At 62.9% G+C, this 18183-nt stretch carries 15 protein-coding genes and 2 tRNA genes; 14 read left to right on the top strand and 3 right to left on the bottom strand.

The window, feature by feature from the left end:
- The 14 genes from HV711_RS14925 to HV711_RS14860 all read left to right on the top strand — a co-directional run bounded on the left by HV711_RS14925 (position 1) and on the right by HV711_RS14860 (position 13309).
- A complete protein-coding gene (locus HV711_RS14925; RefSeq protein ID WP_013589037.1) occupies positions 1–642 on the top strand; it encodes a CoA transferase subunit B in 642 nt (213 codons plus the stop codon).
- Between the two features lie 296 nt (positions 643–938).
- On the top strand, positions 939–1850 hold the full coding sequence (locus tag HV711_RS14920) for an alpha/beta fold hydrolase (RefSeq protein ID WP_028363559.1): 912 nt from the start codon (positions 939–941) through the stop codon (positions 1848–1850).
- An 81-nt stretch (positions 1851–1931) separates the two neighbouring features.
- Positions 1932–2285 carry a RidA family protein gene (locus tag HV711_RS14915; protein WP_013589035.1) on the top strand — a complete coding sequence of 118 codons (354 nt, stop codon included), beginning with the start codon at positions 1932–1934 and terminating at the stop codon, positions 2283–2285.
- A gap of 72 nt (positions 2286–2357) precedes the next feature.
- Positions 2358–4601: a RelA/SpoT family protein gene (locus tag HV711_RS14910; protein WP_035481449.1), complete on the top strand. Its 2244-nt coding sequence runs from the start codon at positions 2358–2360 to the stop codon at positions 4599–4601.
- 214 nt (positions 4602–4815) lie between these two features.
- Positions 4816–4892: transfer RNA gene (locus HV711_RS14905), tRNA-Val, on the top strand.
- Positions 4893–5159: 267 nt separating this feature from the next.
- Entirely contained in the window at positions 5160–7067 is a 1908-nt protein-coding gene (gene thrS, locus HV711_RS14900) for a threonine--tRNA ligase (RefSeq protein WP_013589033.1), read from the top strand.
- A 47-nt stretch (positions 7068–7114) separates the two neighbouring features.
- Positions 7115–7639 carry a translation initiation factor IF-3 gene (gene infC / locus HV711_RS14895; protein ID WP_175145133.1) on the top strand — a complete coding sequence of 175 codons (525 nt, stop codon included), beginning with the start codon at positions 7115–7117 and terminating at the stop codon, positions 7637–7639.
- A gap of 258 nt (positions 7640–7897) precedes the next feature.
- A complete protein-coding gene (gene rpmI / locus HV711_RS14890; protein ID WP_006052501.1) occupies positions 7898–8095 on the top strand; it encodes a 50S ribosomal protein L35 in 198 nt (65 codons plus the stop codon).
- Between the two features lie 29 nt (positions 8096–8124).
- Complete coding sequence (rplT, locus tag HV711_RS14885; protein WP_006052502.1) at positions 8125–8484, top strand: 50S ribosomal protein L20; 360 nt, start codon at positions 8125–8127, stop codon at positions 8482–8484.
- A 159-nt stretch (positions 8485–8643) separates the two neighbouring features.
- Positions 8644–9657, top strand: a complete 1014-nt coding sequence (gene pheS / locus HV711_RS14880) for a phenylalanine--tRNA ligase subunit alpha (RefSeq protein WP_013589032.1) — start codon at positions 8644–8646, stop codon at positions 9655–9657.
- 144 nt (positions 9658–9801) lie between these two features.
- The gene (gene pheT, locus HV711_RS14875) at positions 9802–12237 is read left to right on the top strand and encodes a phenylalanine--tRNA ligase subunit beta (protein ID WP_035481377.1); all 2436 of its coding nucleotides are present in this window, start codon (positions 9802–9804) and stop codon (positions 12235–12237) included.
- Positions 12238–12306: 69 nt separating this feature from the next.
- Positions 12307–12717: an integration host factor subunit alpha gene (locus tag HV711_RS14870; protein WP_006052505.1), complete on the top strand. Its 411-nt coding sequence runs from the start codon at positions 12307–12309 to the stop codon at positions 12715–12717.
- A gap of 45 nt (positions 12718–12762) precedes the next feature.
- The gene (locus tag HV711_RS14865; RefSeq protein ID WP_028363555.1) at positions 12763–13170 is read left to right on the top strand and encodes a MerR family transcriptional regulator; all 408 of its coding nucleotides are present in this window, start codon (positions 12763–12765) and stop codon (positions 13168–13170) included.
- A 62-nt stretch (positions 13171–13232) separates the two neighbouring features.
- Positions 13233–13309, top strand: a tRNA-Pro gene (locus HV711_RS14860).
- Positions 13310–13553: 244 nt separating this feature from the next.
- Here HV711_RS14860 and HV711_RS14855 read toward each other — a convergent pair.
- The 3 genes from HV711_RS14855 to HV711_RS14845 are packed head-to-tail and all read right to left on the bottom strand — an operon-like array spanning position 13554 to position 18125.
- On the bottom strand, positions 13554–14720 hold the full coding sequence (locus tag HV711_RS14855) for an acyl-CoA dehydrogenase family protein (protein WP_035481380.1): 1167 nt from the start codon (positions 14718–14720) through the stop codon (positions 13554–13556).
- 15 nt (positions 14721–14735) lie between these two features.
- Positions 14736–15944, bottom strand: coding sequence for an acyl-CoA dehydrogenase family protein (locus tag HV711_RS14850; RefSeq protein ID WP_035481382.1), 1209 nt, complete (start codon positions 15942–15944; stop codon positions 14736–14738).
- Between the two features lie 60 nt (positions 15945–16004).
- Positions 16005–18125 carry a 3-hydroxyacyl-CoA dehydrogenase NAD-binding domain-containing protein gene (locus HV711_RS14845; RefSeq protein ID WP_035481384.1) on the bottom strand — a complete coding sequence of 707 codons (2121 nt, stop codon included), beginning with the start codon at positions 18123–18125 and terminating at the stop codon, positions 16005–16007.
- Positions 18126–18183 lie beyond the last annotated feature (58 nt).

Genomic DNA, 18183 nt, shown 5'->3' with positions numbered 1-18183 from the left:
ATGGCATGGACTCGTGACGAAATGGCCGCGCGCGCGGCAAAGGAATTGCAGGACGGTTTCTACGTGAACCTCGGCATCGGCCTGCCGACGCTGGTCGCGAACCACGTGCCGCCGGGCGTCGAAGTGTGGCTGCAGTCGGAGAACGGCCTGCTCGGCATCGGCCCCTCGCCGACCGAGGAGGAAGTGGATCCGGACCTCATCAACGCGGGCAAGCAGACGGTGACCACGCTGCCGGGTTCCTCGATTTTCTCGTCGGCGGATTCGTTCGCGATGATTCGCGGCGGCCACATCAACCTGGCGATTCTCGGCGCCATGCAGATCAGCAAGAAGGGCGATCTCGCCAACTGGATGATCCCCGGCAAGATGATCAAGGGCATGGGCGGCGCCATGGACCTGGTCGCGGGCGTCAAGCGCGTGGTGGTGCTCATGGAGCACGTCGCGAAGGGCGATCAGCACAAGATCCTCGAGGAATGCACGCTGCCGTTGACGGGCGTGGGCGTGGTCGACCAGATCATTACCGACCTGGGCGTGATCGAAGTCACCGACGACGGCCTGAAGGTGACCGAACTGGCGCCGGGCGTGAGCGTCGACGAGATCAAGGCGAAGACGGGCGCGCCGCTGGATGTCAGCGCCGTGAGCTGATTTCAGGTCAGCCTGGCCGCTGTCGTGCCGACGCTTATGCGTGGGCCGGGGCGGCGAACGGAAGACGTTGACCCGGGCAGGTGTCGAAGCGGGCGAGGCGTGAGTCTCGCCCGTTTTTTCATCTGCGGCCGGGGTTCTGGCGGGTTCGTCCTATGCCGTCCGGCCGATCCTTGCCTCGCGCCAAAGCGGTTTACAATCGTCCGAAGCCATCATTCGACGATGTGCCGCGTGCCGTGAGCTATCGCCTTGGCGTGCGCACGCAAGCCCGTTTTGCAGCGCTTTTGCAAGGACCCCAGATGACCGCAACAACAGCCTTCGCCGGCGAGCGACCCGCGCCTCGCCAACGTTATGTGCAGTGCGCGAGCGCCGCGGGCCTGCATCGTGTCGCTTACACCGAGTGGGGCGATCCGGACAATCCGCGCGTGCTGTTGTGCGTGCATGGCCTGACGCGCTCCGGCCGCGACTTCGACCGGCTGGCGGCCCAATTTGCCGGCACTTATCGCGTGGTCTGTCCGGACGTGGTGGGCCGGGGCTTGTCGTCGTGGCTGGCCAACCCCAACTTGTATAGCGTGCCGCAATACGTCGCGGACATGGTCACGCTGATCGCCCGCCTGGACGTGGAGTCGGTCGACTGGTTCGGCACCTCGATGGGCGGCCTGATCGGGCTCGGTCTCGCCGGTCTCGCCGAGACACCTATCCGCAAGCTGTTGCTGAACGACGTCGGTCCACACCTGGAGCCGGAGGCCGTCAAGCGTATTGGCGATTATCTCGGCAAGCCGGTGCGGTTCGACTCGCTGCGGCAAGGCGTGGATCACGCGGCGTTTCTGGCGCGGACGTTCGGCCCGCTCACGCCGGACGAATGGCGCGAGATCAATACGCCGCTCCTGCGCGAGGAAAACGGCACGTGGCTGTTCCGCTACGATCCGCGCATCGCTCAGCCTTTTGCCGCGACCACGGAAGAGGCCGCGAAGCTCGGCGAGGCCGCGCTGTGGCATTCGCTCGCGTCTTTTGAAGGCCCGGTGCTCGTGGTGAGAGGCGAGCAGTCCGATTTATTGGCGCGCGAAACGGTGGCGAAAATGGTCGAGACGGGGCGCGACGTTTCGAGCGTCGAAATAAAAGGTGTGGGGCACGCGCCGGCGTTTCTGTCGGCGGATCAGATCGACATTGCAAGGCGGTTCTTTATCGGATCGGGTGCCGACGCGTCATAATATGCAGTTCCGCGCGACGCTTTGCGCGTCATGCGAACCGCATTTCCATTCAACTCACTTCTACACCTATCAGGAATTTCCATGGCAGTCATTCGTCACCATGTCGGCAAGCGTCTCTCGGAAATCGCCGTCCACAACGGCACCGTGTACCTCGCCGGTCAGATCGCGGAAGACGCGGACCAGGACATCACCGGCCAGACGCGCGAAGTGCTCGGCCACATCGACCGTCTGCTCGGCGAAGCAAACAGCGACAAGTCGCATCTGCTGTCCGTGCAGATCTATATCTCGGACATGGTGCACTTCGCCGGCATGAACGCGGTGTGGGACGAGTGGGTCGCACAAGGCGCCACGCCGCCGCGCGCCACGGTCGAGGCGAAGCTCGCGAATCCGAAGTGCCTCGTCGAAATCGTCGTGGTCGCCGCGCAGCGCAGCTAAACTGCCGCGCACGACCGAGCAGTTGCAGTTGAAATTCCGTTGATTTGCCAGGGCCCGCTGGGCCGCCGCACCATGAATACCGAAACCGTTACAAGCGCGCCGCATCCTCTCCCGTCTTTCGACGATGCGATGGCGTTCGTGCGGCAGCACGCGGGCGAGGTGCGTCTGTCATCGGGCGAATTGCTGGCCGATCATGCGGCGGGCACCGCGTCCATCATGCGCACGCTCAACGTGGATCCGCCGGCGGTGCTGGCGGCGGCGCTCTTCGCGTTGACGCCGCATCTGCAGGAGCCCGAGCGTGTGATCGCCGACAACTTCGGCGAAGAGGTTGCGCAACTCGTCGGCGACGTGCGCAAGCTGCTGCGCCTCGGCACGGTGAGCTTGCGCGCCGCGCAGAACGCCATGCCCGAAGCGGGGCGCGACGCCCAGGCCGCGCGGCGAGCGCAGGTCGAGGCCTTGCGCAAGATGCTCCTCGCATTCGCGCAGGACATTCGCGTGGTGTTGATCCGGCTCGCCTCGCGACTGCAGTCGCTGCGCTATTACGCGGCGGCAAAACTCACGCCTTCGCCCGACGTGGCGCGCGAGACGCTCGATATTTACGCGCCGCTCGCCAACCGCCTCGGCATCTGGCAGCTGAAGTGGGAGCTCGAGGATCTCGCGTTCCGCTTCGAGGAGCCGGTTGTCTACAAGCGCATTGCGAAGCTGCTCGACGAGAAGCGGGTGGAGCGCGAAAGCTATGTGGCGCAGGCCATTGAACGCCTGCAGCGGGAACTCGCCGCGGCCGGCATTCGCGCGGAAGTGAGCGGGCGGCCGAAGCACATCTACAGCATCTGGCGCAAGATGCGCGGCAAGGAGCTGGACTTTGCCGAACTGTACGACGTGCGCGCGTTTCGCGTCATCGTGCCGGACATCAAGGACTGTTACACCGTGCTCGGCATCGTGCACAACTTGTGGCAACCGGTGCCGAAGGAGTTCGACGACTACATCTCGCGGCCCAAGCCGAACGGCTACAAGTCGCTGCACACCGTCGTGATCGGCGACGACGGTCGCGCGTTCGAAGTGCAGATCCGCACGCACGAGATGCATCAGTTCGCGGAATACGGCGTGGCGGCGCACTGGCGCTACAAGGAGGCCGGCGCGCGCGGCTACGGCGGGCAGTTCGCCGCCAATGAGAAGTACGACGAGAAGATTGCGTGGCTGCGTCAACTGCTCGCGTGGAAAGACGACGTGTCCGAGGGCGAGCATGGCGAAAAGCGCACGGCGCAGCCGTGGGAGCAACTGCGCCAGGCTACGCTCGACGACGACCACATCTACGTGCTGACGCCGCAGGCGCGCGTGATCGCGTTGCCGCACGGCGCGACGCCGATCGACTTCGCGTATCACCTGCATAGCGAGCTGGGGCACCGGTGCCGTGGTGCACGCGTGGACGGCGCGATGGTGCCGCTCAACACGCAGTTGCAGAACGGTCAGACGGTCGAGATCGTCGCGGTGAAAGAAGGCGGCCCGTCGCGCGACTGGCTCAATCCGCAACTCGGCTATCTGCATAGCTCGCGCGCGCGTCAGAAGGTGCGTGCGTGGTTCAACGCAGTCGAATTGCAGGAGCACATTGCGAGTGGCCGCGCGATGGTCGAAAAGACCTTGCAGCGCGAGGGCAAGACGTCGGTCAATCTCGATCAGCTTGCCGCCAGGCTCGGCTTCAAGACGACCGACGACCTGTTTTCCGTCGTCGGCAAGGAAGAGTTCAGTCTGCGGCTCATCGAGCAGGCGCTGAGCGACGCGCCGCCGCCGGAGCCGGTGGTCGAGGCGCCGGAGCAGTTCGAGAAGCGCAGCAGCGGCGCGAGCGTGGCACGAGGCGCGTCGACCGGAGTGCTGGTGGTCGGCGTCGACGCATTGCTCACGCAACTCGCGCGTTGCTGCCGGCCGGCGCCGCCCGACGACATCGCGGGCTTCGTGACGCGCGGCAAAGGCATGTCGATTCACCGCAGCGACTGCCCGACGTTTTTGCGCATGGCCGAGCGGGCGCCGGAGCGCGTGCTGCAAACGGCATGGTCCGCGGACGTAATGAGCGGCCGTGGGCAGTCCGTGTATCCGGTCGACCTGTCGATCGAGGCAACCGACCGCCAGGGGCTGCTCCGCGATATCTCGGAAGTGTTCGCGCGCGAGAAAATGAACGTGATCGGTGTGAAGACGCAGACACGCCGTAATGCCGCGTTCATGCAATTCACGGTTGAGGTTTCGAGCGCCGCCCAGATACAGCGCGCGTGCACGCTGCTCGGTGAAGTGACGGGCGTCGTGCGGGCCTCGCGCAAGGGCTGACGGCGGACACGATCGACCAGCCGGTGCGTTTGTCGGGTAGGCGGCGGGTTGGTCGTTGCGCGTTGCTGGTGGCGCGTTGTTGTTGCCTTGTTGTTGCGTTGTTGTTGCGTTGTTGTTGCGTTGTTGTTGATTAACCGGCGCGTGGCGGGATTAAAATTCAGTGCATAAAAGTACTTGCCAAGCTGTGCAGGGCTCCATATAATCTCGTTTCTTCAGGCTCGTAGCTCAGCTGGTTAGAGCACCACCTTGACATGGTGGGGGTCGTTGGTTCGAGTCCAATCGAGCCTACCAACGAAAAAGAAATTCCGGCATGGCCGGGGTTTCGCAAACTGCAGTAAGCGCCTGTGGCGCAAAAGGCGAATACGGCGAAGGGCGATACGGTTATGGCACCGCGAACGTTGACCGAAACCACTTCGGAGCGACGCTAGTCGAGGACCACTTTCGCCAGTGCAGTTTGCAGGAAATGTGAATGCGGCCCCTCGAAAGCGGGGCCGCATTTTTTTTGGCTTTTTCACCTGGTTGTATGTGCCGCCGCCGGTCGGCACCACGGAGAACACAATGGTTTCGATACGTCTGCCTGACGGTTCTGTTCGACAGTACGAGCATCCGGTGACCGTCGCCGAAGTGGCCGCGTCTATCGGCCCCGGCCTCGCGAAGGCCGCGCTCGGCGGCAAGATCGACGGCGAGCTGGTCGACACGTCCACGCTGATCGATCGCGACGTGGCGCTTGCCATCGTCACGGAAAAAGACGCAGACGGTCTCGATATCATTCGTCACTCCACGGCGCACCTGCTCGCGTACGCGGTGAAGGACCTGTATCCCGAAGCCCAGGTCACCATCGGCCCGGTGATCGATAACGGCTTTTACTACGACTTCGCCTATCACCGTCCCTTCACGCCCGAAGATCTGGAAAGGATCGAGAAGCGCATGCAGGAGCTCGCGAAGAAGGACGAGCCGGTGTCGCGGCGCGTCGTGTCGCGCGACGAGGCGGTGGACTACTTCAAGAGCATCGGCGAGAAGTACAAGGCGGAGATCATCGAGTCGATTCCCGCTAGCGACGAAATCAAGCTGTACTCGCACGGCGGCTTCACTGACCTGTGCCGCGGCCCGCACGTGCCGTCCACCGGCAAGCTCAAGGTCTTCAAGCTGATGAAGGTCGCGGGTGCCTACTGGCGCGGCGATTCGAAGAATGAACAGCTGCAGCGTATCTACGGCACGGCCTGGACGAAGAAGGAGGACCAGGATGCGTATCTGCACATGCTCGAAGAAGCCGAAAAGCGCGATCACCGCAAGCTCGGCAAGCAGCTCGATCTCTTCCATATGCAGGACGAGTCGCCCGGCATGGTGTTCTGGCATCCGCGCGGCTGGACGTTGTGGCAGCAGGTCGAGCAGTACATGCGCCGCCGCGTGAACGAGGCGGGCTACCTCGAGATCAAGACGCCCATGATCATGGACCGGTCGCTGTGGGAAGCGTCGGGCCACTGGCAGAACTATCGTGAAAACATGTTCACGACGGAATCGGAAAAGCGCGACTACGCGATCAAGCCGATGAACTGCCCGGGGCACGTGCAGGTGTTCAACCACGGCTTGCGCTCCTATCGCGACCTGCCGCTGCGTTACGCGGAGTTCGGCTCGTGCCATCGCAACGAATCGTCGGGCGCGCTGCATGGCTTGATGCGCGTGCGCGGTTTCGTGCAGGACGACGCGCACATCTTCTGTACCGAAGACCAGTTCATCAGCGAGTCGATCGCCTTCAACACGCTCGCGATGAGCGTGTACAAGGACTTCGGCTTCGACAATGTCGAGATCAAGCTGTCGTTGCGCCCCGACGCGCGCGCCGGCACGGACGAGACCTGGGACCGGGCGGAGCAGGGTCTGCGCGAAGCGCTGACCGCGTGCGGCGTGAGCTGGGAAGAATTGCCGGGCGAGGGCGCGTTCTACGGTCCGAAGGTCGAATATCACATCAAGGACGCGCTCGGCCGCTCGTGGCAATGCGGCACGTTGCAGCTCGATATGGTCCTGCCCGAGCGTCTCGGCGCGGAATATGTCGCGGAAGACAACAGCCGTCGGCGGCCGATCATGCTGCACCGGGCAATCGTCGGATCAATGGAGCGCTTTCTCGGCATCCTGATCGAGCACCACGCCGGTGCAATGCCTGCGTGGCTCGCGCCGATGCAGGTCGTGGTGATGAATATCGCCGAAAGTCAGGCGGAATACGCCCAGTCTCTGGCCCAAACGTTGCAAAAACAAGGGGTTAGAGTGGAGGCTGATTTGCGCAACGAGAAGATTAGCTATAAAATACGTGAGCACACGCTCGAGAAGGTGCCGTACCTGCTTGTGGTCGGCGACAAGGAGCGTGAAGCCCAAACGGTAGCCGTGCGTGCCCGTGGCGGTGTCGACCTCGGCGTGATGCCTGTCGATGCCTTCATTGAGCGTCTGCGCCAGGACGTGCAGTCGTTCAACTGAGCCACTTGGCAGCCCGGCTCTTTTTTAATTTTTAGAGGAAACGTAACATCGCTACTGATAAGTCTGCGCACCGCATCAACGGTGAAATTACGGCACCCGAGGTGCGTCTGGTCGGCGTCGAGAACGAACCGCTCGGCATCGTGAAACTCGCTGATGCGTTCCGCATGTCGGAACAGCAAGATGTGGATCTGGTCGAAATCGCTCCTCAAGCGGTCCCGCCGGTTTGCCGTTTGATGGATTACGGCAAGTTCAAGTACCAGGAAGCGAAGAAGCAACACGAGGCGAAGCTCAAGCAGAAGGTCATCCAGGTCAAGGAAGTCAAATTCCGCCCGGGTACCGACGACGGCGATTACAACGTCAAGCTGCGTAACCTCGTTCGCTTCCTCGAAGACGGCGACAAGACGAAAATCACGCTGCGTTTCCGGGGCCGCGAAATGCCTCACCAGGAAATCGGCATGCGCATGCTGGAACGCTTGCGCACCGATCTGGACGAAGTCGGTCAGGTCGAGCAAATGCCGAAAATGGAAGGGCGCCAGATGATCATGGTGCTCGCTCCGAAGAAAAAGAAGTAAAGCAAGAAGTAAAACGGCCAGAGCAGCGGCGCACCGTGTGGTGCGCGCTCTGGTTATGCAGGTTGACGATGTCGCGCCGGGTGTCCGGTGCGGCGTCAGCGGGTTTCGGAGCGGCGCTTATGCAGATGCGCGTCGTTTCCTGAAAAGCGGCTGCCGGCGGTATCGGCAGTCTGCATACCAAGTGGAATGGGTTTCGAAGGGCGGGTCATGGCCATCTGGCCGACCGCACACCCATGTCCATCTAATAATGGAGTTGTCATGCCGAAGATGAAGACCAAGAAGAGTGCTGCAAAGCGCTTCGTGGTGCGTCCGGGCGGTACCGTCAAGCGCGGTCAGGCCTTCAAGCGCCACATTCTTACCAAGAAAACCACCAAGAACAAACGCCATCTGCGCGGTTCGACGGCCGTTCATGATTCCGATCTGAACTCCGTGCGCGCAATGCTGCCGTTCGCTTAACCCTTAACCGACACTCATAGGAGCGAAACATGCCTCGAGTAAAACGTGGGGTTACCGCACGGGCCCGTCACAAGAAGATTATCAAGCTGGCCAAGGGTTACCGCGGCCGTCGCAATAACGTCTATCGCATCGCCAAGCAGGCGGTCATGCGCGCAGGCCAGTACGCCTACCGCGACCGCCGCAACAAGAAGCGTGTGTTCCGCGCACTGTGGATCACGCGTATCAACGCGGCGGTGCGTCAGCACGACATGACGTACAGCGTGTTCATCAACGGCCTGAAGAAGGCTTCGATCGAACTGGACCGCAAGGTGCTGGCCGACATGGCTGTGTTCGACAAGGCTGCTTTTGCTGCGATCGTTCAGCAGGTGAAAGCCGCCGTTGCAGCCTGATTGCGCTTCTGGCAATTAACACTGCGTGGTTCGTTGCAGCGAACATCCGGTAGTCTCGGTGACGCTGCAACAAAAAACGGGGCTCCTCACCGAGCCCCGTTTTTGTTGGTAGAACCGGTTTTGTTTCGATAGAACACTGACGTTGAAATGATGGGATCAATGGATCTGGACCAGATTGTCGCCGACGCGCAAAAAGCCTTCGCAGAAGCCTCCGACGTCACCACGCTCGAGAACGAGAAAGCGCGCTTTCTCGGCAAGTCGGGCGCGCTGACCGAACTGTTGAAGGGCCTTGGCAAGCTCGATCCCGACACGCGCAAGACCGAAGGCGCACGGATCAACCTCGTCAAGCAACAAGTTGAAGCCGCATTGACCGCACGCCGTCAGGCGCTGGCCGACGCGTTGCTGAACCAGCGCCTCGCCGCCGAAGCGATCGACGTCACCTTGCCGGGCCGTGGCGCTCATGTTGGCAGCCTGCACCCGGTCATGCGCACCTGGGAGCGCGTCGAACAGATTTTCGGCAGCATCGGATTCGACGTGGCCGACGGCCCGGAGATCGAAACCGACTGGTACAACTTCACCTCGCTGAACAGTCCGGAAAATCATCCGGCGCGGTCCATGCAGGACACGTTCTATGTCGACGGCAAAGACGCCGACGGCCGCCAACTGCTGCTGCGCACGCATACGAGCCCGATGCAGGTGCGCTACGCGCGCACTAACACGCCGCCCATCAAGGTGATCGTGCCGGGTCGCACGTACCGCGTGGACAGCGACGCGACTCACTCGCCCATGTTCAACCAGGTCGAAGGCCTGTGGATCGACGAGAACATCAGCTTTGCCGACCTGAAGGGCGTCTATACCGACTTTCTCAAGAAGTTCTTCGAGCGCGACGATATTCAGGTGCGCTTTCGACCGTCCTATTTCCCGTTCACCGAACCGTCGGCCGAAATCGACATGCTGTTCGAAACGGGCAAGAACGCGGGCAAGTGGCTCGAGATTTCCGGTTCGGGGCAGGTTCATCCCACGGTGATCCGCAACATGGGCCTCGACCCCGAGCGCTACATCGGCTTCGCGTTCGGCAGCGGCCTCGAGCGGCTCACCATGTTGCGCTACGGCGTGCAGGACCTGCGTCTTTTCTTCGAAAACGACCTGCGCTTCCTGCGCCAGTTTGCCTGACCGAGCGCGCGCCGCGCGCGGCGCGACAAGCATAGAGCGCGGCAACGCACCCAGTGCATGCCGCCAGGTGTCCCGGCAGTGACTTGCAGTGAAGCTCGCATTTGCCTCACGCGGACCTAACCCGATCAGAACGTACACAGAACCATGCAATTCCCGGAATCCTGGCTGAGAACCTTTGTCGATCCGCAACTGACGACGGACGAGCTGTCGCACGCATTGACAATGGCGGGTCTCGAAGTGGAAGACCTGCGACCGGCCGCGCCGCCTACCTCGAAAATCGTAGTGGGCCAGGTGCTGGAAGTCGTCAAGCATCCGGACGCGGACAAGCTCAATGTCTGCCAGGTCAACGCCGGCATCGGCGCGACGCTGAACATCGTTTGCGGTGCGCCGAACGTGGCGCCGGGCATCAAGGTGCCGGTCGCGCTGGTCGGCGCGCAACTGCCGCCGGCCGAAGAGGGCGGCGCGCCGTTCGCGATCAAACTGTCGAAGCTGCGCGGCGTGGAAAGCCAGGGCATGCTGTGCTCGGCGCGCGAACTCAAGCTCTCCGAAGATCATAGCGGCCTCCTGATCCTGCCGGACGATACGCCGATCGGCCAGAATATCCGCGAAACGCTGAATCTCGACGACACCATTTTCGAAATCAAGCTGACGCCGAACAAGGCGGACTGCCTGTCGGTGTTCGGCGTGGCGCGCGAAACGTCCGCCATCACGGGCGCGCCGTTGCGTCCGCTCGACATCAAGCCGGTGCAAGTCAAGCTCGACGAGACACTGCCTGTGCGTATTTCGGCGCCCGATCTCTGCGGCCGTTTCTCTGGTCGTGTCATCCGCGGTGTCAATGCGCGTGCGAAATCGCCGCAATGGATGGTCGAACGTCTGGAGCGTTCCGGTCAGCGCAGCATCTCGGCGCTCGTCGACATTTCCAATTATGTGATGCTCGAGTTGGGCCGTCCGTCGCACGTGTTCGACCTGGACAAGATCCACGGCAGCATGGAGGTGCGTTGGGGCCGCAAGGGCGAAACGCTCAAGCTCCTGAACGGCAACACGGTCGAGCTCGACGAAACCGTCGGCGTGATCGCCGACGACCGGCACATTGAAAGCCTCGCGGGCATCATGGGCGGCGACAGCACGGCCGTCACGCTCGACACCACCAACATCTACCTCGAAGCCGCATTCTGGTGGCCCGACAGCATTCGCGGCCGCTCGCGCAAGTACAACTTTTCGACGGACGCGGGCCATCGCTTCGAACGCGGCGTCGACTATGCGACGACCGTCGGGCATATTGAGCGCATCACGCAGTTGATCCTCGATATTTGCGGCGGCGAGGCGGGCCCGGTCGACGACCAGATCGTCAACGTGCCGCAGCGCCAGGCGGTGAAGATGCGCGTGTCGCGCGCAAACCGCATCATCGGCGTCGCGATCGGCGCCGACGAGATCGCCCAGATCTTCACGCGCTTGGGTCTTCCGTTCGAGCGCGACGGCGACACCTTCTCGGTGACGCCGCCGTCGTACCGCTTCGACATTGAAATCGAAGAGGACCTGATCGAGGAAGTCGCGCGCATTTACGGCTTCGAAAAGATTCCTGCGCGGCCGCCGGTCGCGAAGAGCGAAATGCGCGCCACCCATGAAACGCGCCGCTCGATCCACACTCTGCGCCACGCGCTCGCCGCGCGCGACTACGCGGAAACGGTGAACTTCAGTTTCGTCGACGCCGAATGGGAACAGGACTTTGCCGGCAACGACAAGCCGGTGCGCCTGCTGAACCCGATCGCGAGCCAGCTCTCCGTCATGCGCACCACGCTGTTCGGCAGCCTGATCCATGTGCTGCGCACGAATCTGAACCGCCGCACCGCCGATCGCGTGCGCGTGTTCGAAGCCGGCCGCGTGTTCCTTCACGATCCGTCGATCAAGGCCGGCGAACTGACGGTCGAAGGCTTCGCGCAGCCGAAAATGATCGGTGGCCTCGCTTACGGCCCGGCGCTCGAGGAGCAGTGGGGCGCGCCCGCGCGCACGGTCGACTACTTCGACGTCAAGGCCGACGTGGAGGCGCTGCTCGCGCCGGCGGTGGCGCGCTTCGTGAAAGCGGAGCATCCGGCGCTGCATCCGGGGCGCAGCGCGCGCATTGAACTGAACGGCCGCGCGATCGGCTGGATAGGCGAACTGCATCCGCGCTGGATGCAAAAATACGATTTACCGCATGCGCCGATTCTGTTTGAACTGGAAGCGGACGCATTAATGCAACGCGTATTGCCCACACCGTCGGAAGTGTCTAAATTCCCGCCGGTGCGGCGCGATATCGCGGTGGTTGTCGATCAGAAAATCGAGGTGCAGGCGCTTCTCGACGAGCTCCAGAAGGCCCAGTCGGAGCCCGCCTGCAAGACCGTTCAGAGGGTTGCGCTTTTCGACGAATTCCGTCCAAAATCAAACACTTCCGGTGGTCTGGCGGCTCACGAGAAAAGCCTTGCGTTCCGGGTTACCTTGCAAGATACTGGCGGGACCCTTCAGGACGAAACGGTCGATCTGGCCATTCAGACTCTGGTGGAACGTCTGGCTCGAGTATATGGCGCACGGTTGCGCGGATAACCCGCATTTAACAATTGCACGGCTGTTTCCGCATCCTTTGTTTTCTGTCTCGCGCGCCATTTGATAGATATGAATGAAATGAACTCGAGTGATTTCGAAGCGCTTCTAACGGCGCAACGCAGCGCCATGATTCGAGAAATTCCGACATCACCCGCCGCCGTTTCAACCGAAACGCCGACGCTCACCAAGGCGGAACTTGCCGAGTTGCTGTTCGACAATGTCGGGCTCAACAAGCGGGAAGCGAAAGACATGGTTGAGGCGTTTTTCGAGGTGATCCGCGACGCGCTGGAAAGCGGCGACAGCGTCAAGCTCTCGGGCTTCGGCAACTTCCAGTTGCGCGACAAGCCGCAGCGTCCCGGCAGAAATCCGAAAACCGGCGAGGCAATTCCGATTGCCGCGCGTCGCGTTGTGACGTTCCATGCAAGTCAAAAGCTGAAGGCTCTGGTCGAAAACGGCGCGGAAGCGAGCTTCACGCGCTGACCGACTGGTGCGTTCCTGCGCAACCACCACGACGGCTAACTGACGATGACAGCGACGATGGAAAAAGTCGTCTTGCCTCCGATTCCGGCGAAACGCTACTTCACGATTGGTGAGGTCAGCGAACTATGCGGTGTGAAGCCGCACGTGTTGCGCTATTGGGAGCAGGAGTTTACGCAGTTGCGTCCGGTGAAGCGGCGCGGCAATCGCCGGTACTATCAGCATCACGAGGTGCTGCTGATCCGGCGAATCCGGGAGTTGTTGTACGAGCAGGGCTTCACCATCAACGGTGCGCGCAACCGGCTCGATTCGCACGGCGGCGGCGCGCACGGTGCGCCGGCCGAAGCGGGCGAGCAGGTCGAGGGCATCGCGCCGCCGGCGCCCACTACCGTCGCAGTCGATGTCGAGCAGTTGCGCAAGGAACTGCTGCATGTGATCGATCTGTTGAATCGTTAGGCGGCTTTGTTGGTGCAGGCGGTTCTCATCGAATGAAGTGTCTGTTATAATTTCTTGCTGTTCGGGGCGTAGCGCAGCCTGGTAGCGTACCTGCATGGGGTGCAGGTGGTCGGAGGTTCAAATCCTCTCGCCCCGACCAAAGAAATCAAGGCCTTACAAGCAATGCTTGTAAGGCCTTTTTCGTTTCTGACTGAAGACCCCCACACAGTGAAGGCCCCCACACAACCCCCGGCGTCGGGGTGTGCATCAATCGCAGTGGTTATCCGTCTCAACGCAAACTTATCGAAAAAGTGGGGAGTGTCGGGGGACGTGGGCTGATAGCTGGAAACGGCCATCCTGGCAGTGGTGATCCCGAGCCAGAACGACAAGCGCGCTCGCGAATCTTACTCGCGCCCCAACGCGACAAACCTCTCCAGATGATGATCCTCATCGCCTAGCTGATGATCGATCATCACGAGCCGCTTGGCGTAGTGCGCAAGCGGCAACTCCCACGTCATGCCGATTCCGCCATGCAACTGAATGCATTCCTGCGCGACCAGCGTGCCGATCCTGCCGATGCTGTACTTGGCCGCCGACACCGCTCGCTCCCGCACCTTGCGCTCGGCGCCGAGCGCCGCCGCCGCATTGATCACAGCCGAGCGCGCCTGCTCGATTTCCAGCAGCATGTCGGCCATTCTGTGCTGCAACGCCTGAAAGCTGCCGATCGCCATGCCGAACTGCTTGCGCGTGCGCAGGTAGTCGAGCGTGGAGTCCTTCGCCCTATCCATCGCGCCGAGCGCTTCCGCACATAATGCGAGTACTCCGCACGCAATGGCGTATTCGAGCGTTGAAAAGCCGTTGTTTGCCTCGCCGATGAGCGCGTCGTCGCCGAGCATGACGTTCTCGAAACTGACTTCCGCCGCACGTCCGCCGTCGATCTTCGGATAGCCGCGCACGCTCACGCCCACCGCGTCGCGTGGCACGAGAAAGAGGCTCACGCCTTGCTCGGAATCGTCTTCGCCCTCGGTGCGCGCCGACACCAGGAAGAGGGAGGCGTGCTCGCCATGCTGGACGACCGCCTTGGCGCCGCTCAGTTGCCACGCGTTGCCACTGCCGCTGCCGTTGCCACCGCCGCTGCCGTTGCTTTTGCGCTGCGCGCGCGTCGTCACGCGGGCCAGTTCGTAGTGACTATCCGGCTCGCCGTGCGCGAGCGCGGCAATGCGCGAGCCGTCGATCAATTCGCCAAGCCGTGCACGCTGCACGTCATTGCCGCTGCGAGCAATCGCCTGGCCGACAATGAGCGTGTCCAGAAACGGCTCGACCACGAGGCCGCGTCCGAGGCTCTCGAACACCACGGCAATATCGAAGCCCTCGCCGCCGAAGCCGCCGCTCGCTTCGTCGAACAGCGCGCCGGTAATGCCCAGTTCGGCGAAACGATTCCACAATTCACGGCTGAAACCCTCGGGCGATCGGGCGATTCGATCGCGCGTCGCGAAGCCGTATTGTTCGCTGACGAAACGGTTCAGCGTCTCGGCGAGCATGCGGCGATCTTCAGTGTGCTGAAAATTCATGACGTACGTTTCCTCTTACAGTCCGAGGATCATTTTGGAAATGATGTTCTTCTGGATCTCGTTCGACCCGCCGAAAATCGACAGCTTGCGATTGTTGAAGTATTGCGCCGCCGCGCTCGCCGCCTCATCGGGTCCCACGGGCTCACCCCGATAGCCTTCGTGCAAGGCTTCTTCGATAAACGGCTGTGCATACGGTCCCATCGCGCGGCGCGTGAGCGACGAGATCTCCTGACGGATCTCGGTGCCACGAATCTTCAGCATCGAACTTTCCGCGCCCGGCACGCCGCCGCCCGCCACTGCGGCAATCACGCGCAGGTTGGTGGTCTTCATGTTCTCAAGATCGATTTCGACGCGCGCCATGCGCGCCGCAAACGCCGCGTCTTCTGCGAGCGGCCGCCCGTTGCGCCGCTGTTTTGCCGCGATCTTGCGCAGCCGGTTGAAGGCCGCCACCGAAAAGCCGACGCCCGCGATGTTCGTGCGCTCGTACGTCAGCAGATACTTCGCGTAGGTCCAGCCCTTGTTTTCTTCGCCGACGAGATTGGCGACGGGCACCCGCACGTTGGTGAAAAACACTTCGTTGACTTCATGCTCGCCGTCGAGCGTGATGATCGGCCTCACCTCGACGCCCGGCGTTGTCATGTCGATCAGCAGGAAGCTGATGCCTTCCTGCTTGCGCACGTCGGTCGCGGTGCGCACGAGGCAGAAAATCATGTTCGCGTAGTGGCCGAGCGTCGTCCACGTCTTCTGACCATTGACGATGTAGTGCTCGCCATTCGCATCCACGCCGCGCACCGCGGTGGTTTTCACGGACGCGAGGTCGGAACCCGCGCCGGGTTCCGAATAGCCCTGACACCACCAGTCGGAACCGTCGAGAATGCGCGGCAACCAGTGACGCTTTTGCGCATCGCTGCCGTATTTGATCAGCACGGGCCCGAGCATATTGACGCCGAACGGCACGACGCGCGGCGCGCCCGCGAGCGCGCATTCGTTCTCGAAAATGAATTTCTGCACCGGGCTCCAGCCGGGTCCGCCGTATTCCCGCGGCCAGTGGTTCGCGAGCCAGCCGCGCTCGTTGAGAATGGCGTGCCATTCGGCCATGTCTTCACGCGTGAGCCGCCGGCCGCCCTGCACTTTGTCGGCGAGACGCTGCGGGAGTTTGTCGCGCAGAAACGCGAGCACCTCGGTGCGAAAGGCTTCTTCTTCGGGCGTGAAATTCAGGTTCATCGCAATTCCCTGTGGGGAGGTTGAGCGGTCGCGCCGGCCCATGCCGGCAGCAGCGCCGTGTCAAACCGTCTGATTGAGGCTCGCGAAATCCCCGCTGCGCTCGACGAGTTCGACGAGGAGCGGCGAGGCCTGCCAGAACAGCGGATCTTCCTTCGCAAACTCGCGAATGTCCGCGAGAACGCGCGGCAGGCCCACCATGTCCGCATATTTCATCGGACCGCCGCGGTAGCGCGGAAATCCGTAGCCATACAGCAACGTCACGTCGACGTCGAGCGGGCGCAGCGCGATCCGCTCATGCACGACGTTCGCCCCTTCGTTGATCATGGCGGCCATGTAGCGGCGCATGATTTCATCGTCGGTGAAAGAGCGCGGTGTGATGCCGACGCGTGCGCGCTCCGCGTCGATAATCGCCTCCACTTCCGGGTCCGGCTGGCCGCTGCGCGATCCTTCGGGATACAGATAAAATCCACGGCCGGTTTTCTGGCCGAACCAGCCGCGCTCGCACAGGCGGTCGGCGATCTGTACATAGCGTGCCGCCGGATTGCGCGTCGCGGCGCGCCGTTTGCGCGCGGCCCAGCCGATGTCGCCGCCCGCGAGGTCCACCACCTGGAACGGTCCCATCGGAAAGCCGAACGCGCGCACGGCCGCGTCGATCTGATAGGGCGACGCGCCGTCTTCCATCATGGCGTCGGCCGCGCTGCGATACACCGCCAGAATACGGTTGCCGATGAAGCCGTCGCACACGCCCGCGCGCACCGGCGTCTTGCGCAGTTTCTTCGCAAGCTCGAACGCGGTCGCGACCACGTCAGCGCTCACGGCCCTCGGCACGACGACTTCGAGCAGCTTCATGATGTTGGCCGGCGAGAAGAAGTGCAGACCGGTCACGTCGGCGGGCCGCGAAATGCCGGCGGCTATCGCGTCGATGTCGAGATACGACGTATTGGTTGCGAGCACCGCGCCCGCTTTGCAGACGCGATCGAGTTCGGCGAACACGGCCTGTTTGACCGCGAGATCTTCGAACACGGCCTCGATCACGAGGTCGGCGTTCGCGAGTGCTTCGTATGACGTGCTGCCGGTCCAGCGCGCCATCAGTTCGGCCTTCTTCTCCGCGCTCATGCGGCCCTTCGCGATCAGTCCGTCATAGACCTTCTCGATGTGCGCGCGGCCGCGCGCGAGTGATGCCTCGTCGCGCTCGATCATCGTCACGGGCAGACCTGCGTCCAGCACCGCCACCGCAATGCCGGCGCCCATCGTGCCGCCGCCCACTACGCCGATTGCCGCGAGTGCGCGCGGTTTCGCATCGCGCGTCTCGGGCGCTTTCAGCACTTCACGCTCGGCAAAAAACGCGTGCACCAGGCCCGCGCGTTGCGGGCTGTCGAGACATTGCAGAAAGAGTTGACGTTCGACGCGCAAACCTTCTTCGAATGGCTGCGTGACGGCGGCCTCGACGGCATCGACGATCTTCAGCGGCGAAAACAGACCGCGCGACTTTTTTTCCGTTTCCGTACGCGCCGCGGCGAGCGCCGCGAGGCTGGCCGCGCGGTCGCTCAATGCGGCGGCGTCGCGCGTGCGGCGTGCTGTTGCATGGGCGGCCAGCAGCGCGTGCGCATAGGCGAGGCCCTCAGCGAGGATGTCGCCGCTCGCGCCGAGCCGGTCGACGAGGCCTAGCGCGAGGGCTTCTTTCGCGCTCGCGTGGCGGCCGCTCAACATCAGATCGAGTGCGGCCGCGGCGCCGATCAGGCGCGGCGTGCGCTGTGTGCCGCCCGCGCCGGGCAGCAGGCCGAGTTGCACTTCGGGCAACCCGAGCTTCGCGCCTTCGACGGCAATCCGGTAGTGCGCCGCCAGCGCGACTTCCAGACCGCCGCCGAGCGCCGCGCCGTGAATCGCCGCGACGACCGGCTTCGTACACGCCTCGATGCGGTTGCACACGTCCGGCAGCGAGGGCGGCACGGGCGGTTTGCCGAACTCGCGAATATCCGCACCGGCGATGAAGTTACGGCCCGCGCCGACGAGCAGCACCGCTTCCACCGCGCGCTCGCTGTCCGCGGCTTCGATCGCGGCCAGCAGGCCGCGCCGCACGTCCGCGGAAAGGGCGTTGACGGGCGCGTGGTCGATCGTCACGAGCAGCACCTTGCCGCGCAATTCGCGCGTCACGACGTCGACTGAAGGGGTAGGGGTCATGCGTGTCGTCTCCTGGCTGATAGTCGGCGCGCGCCGATGCCGCTTCGCGCGAATGCTG

It is taken from the genome of Paraburkholderia phenoliruptrix, assembly GCF_902859825.1.
Lineage (GTDB): Bacteria > Pseudomonadota > Gammaproteobacteria > Burkholderiales > Burkholderiaceae > Paraburkholderia > Paraburkholderia phenoliruptrix.
The sequence above is the reverse complement of the archived record's forward strand: the minus strand, read 5'-3'. Positions and strand labels throughout refer to the sequence as shown.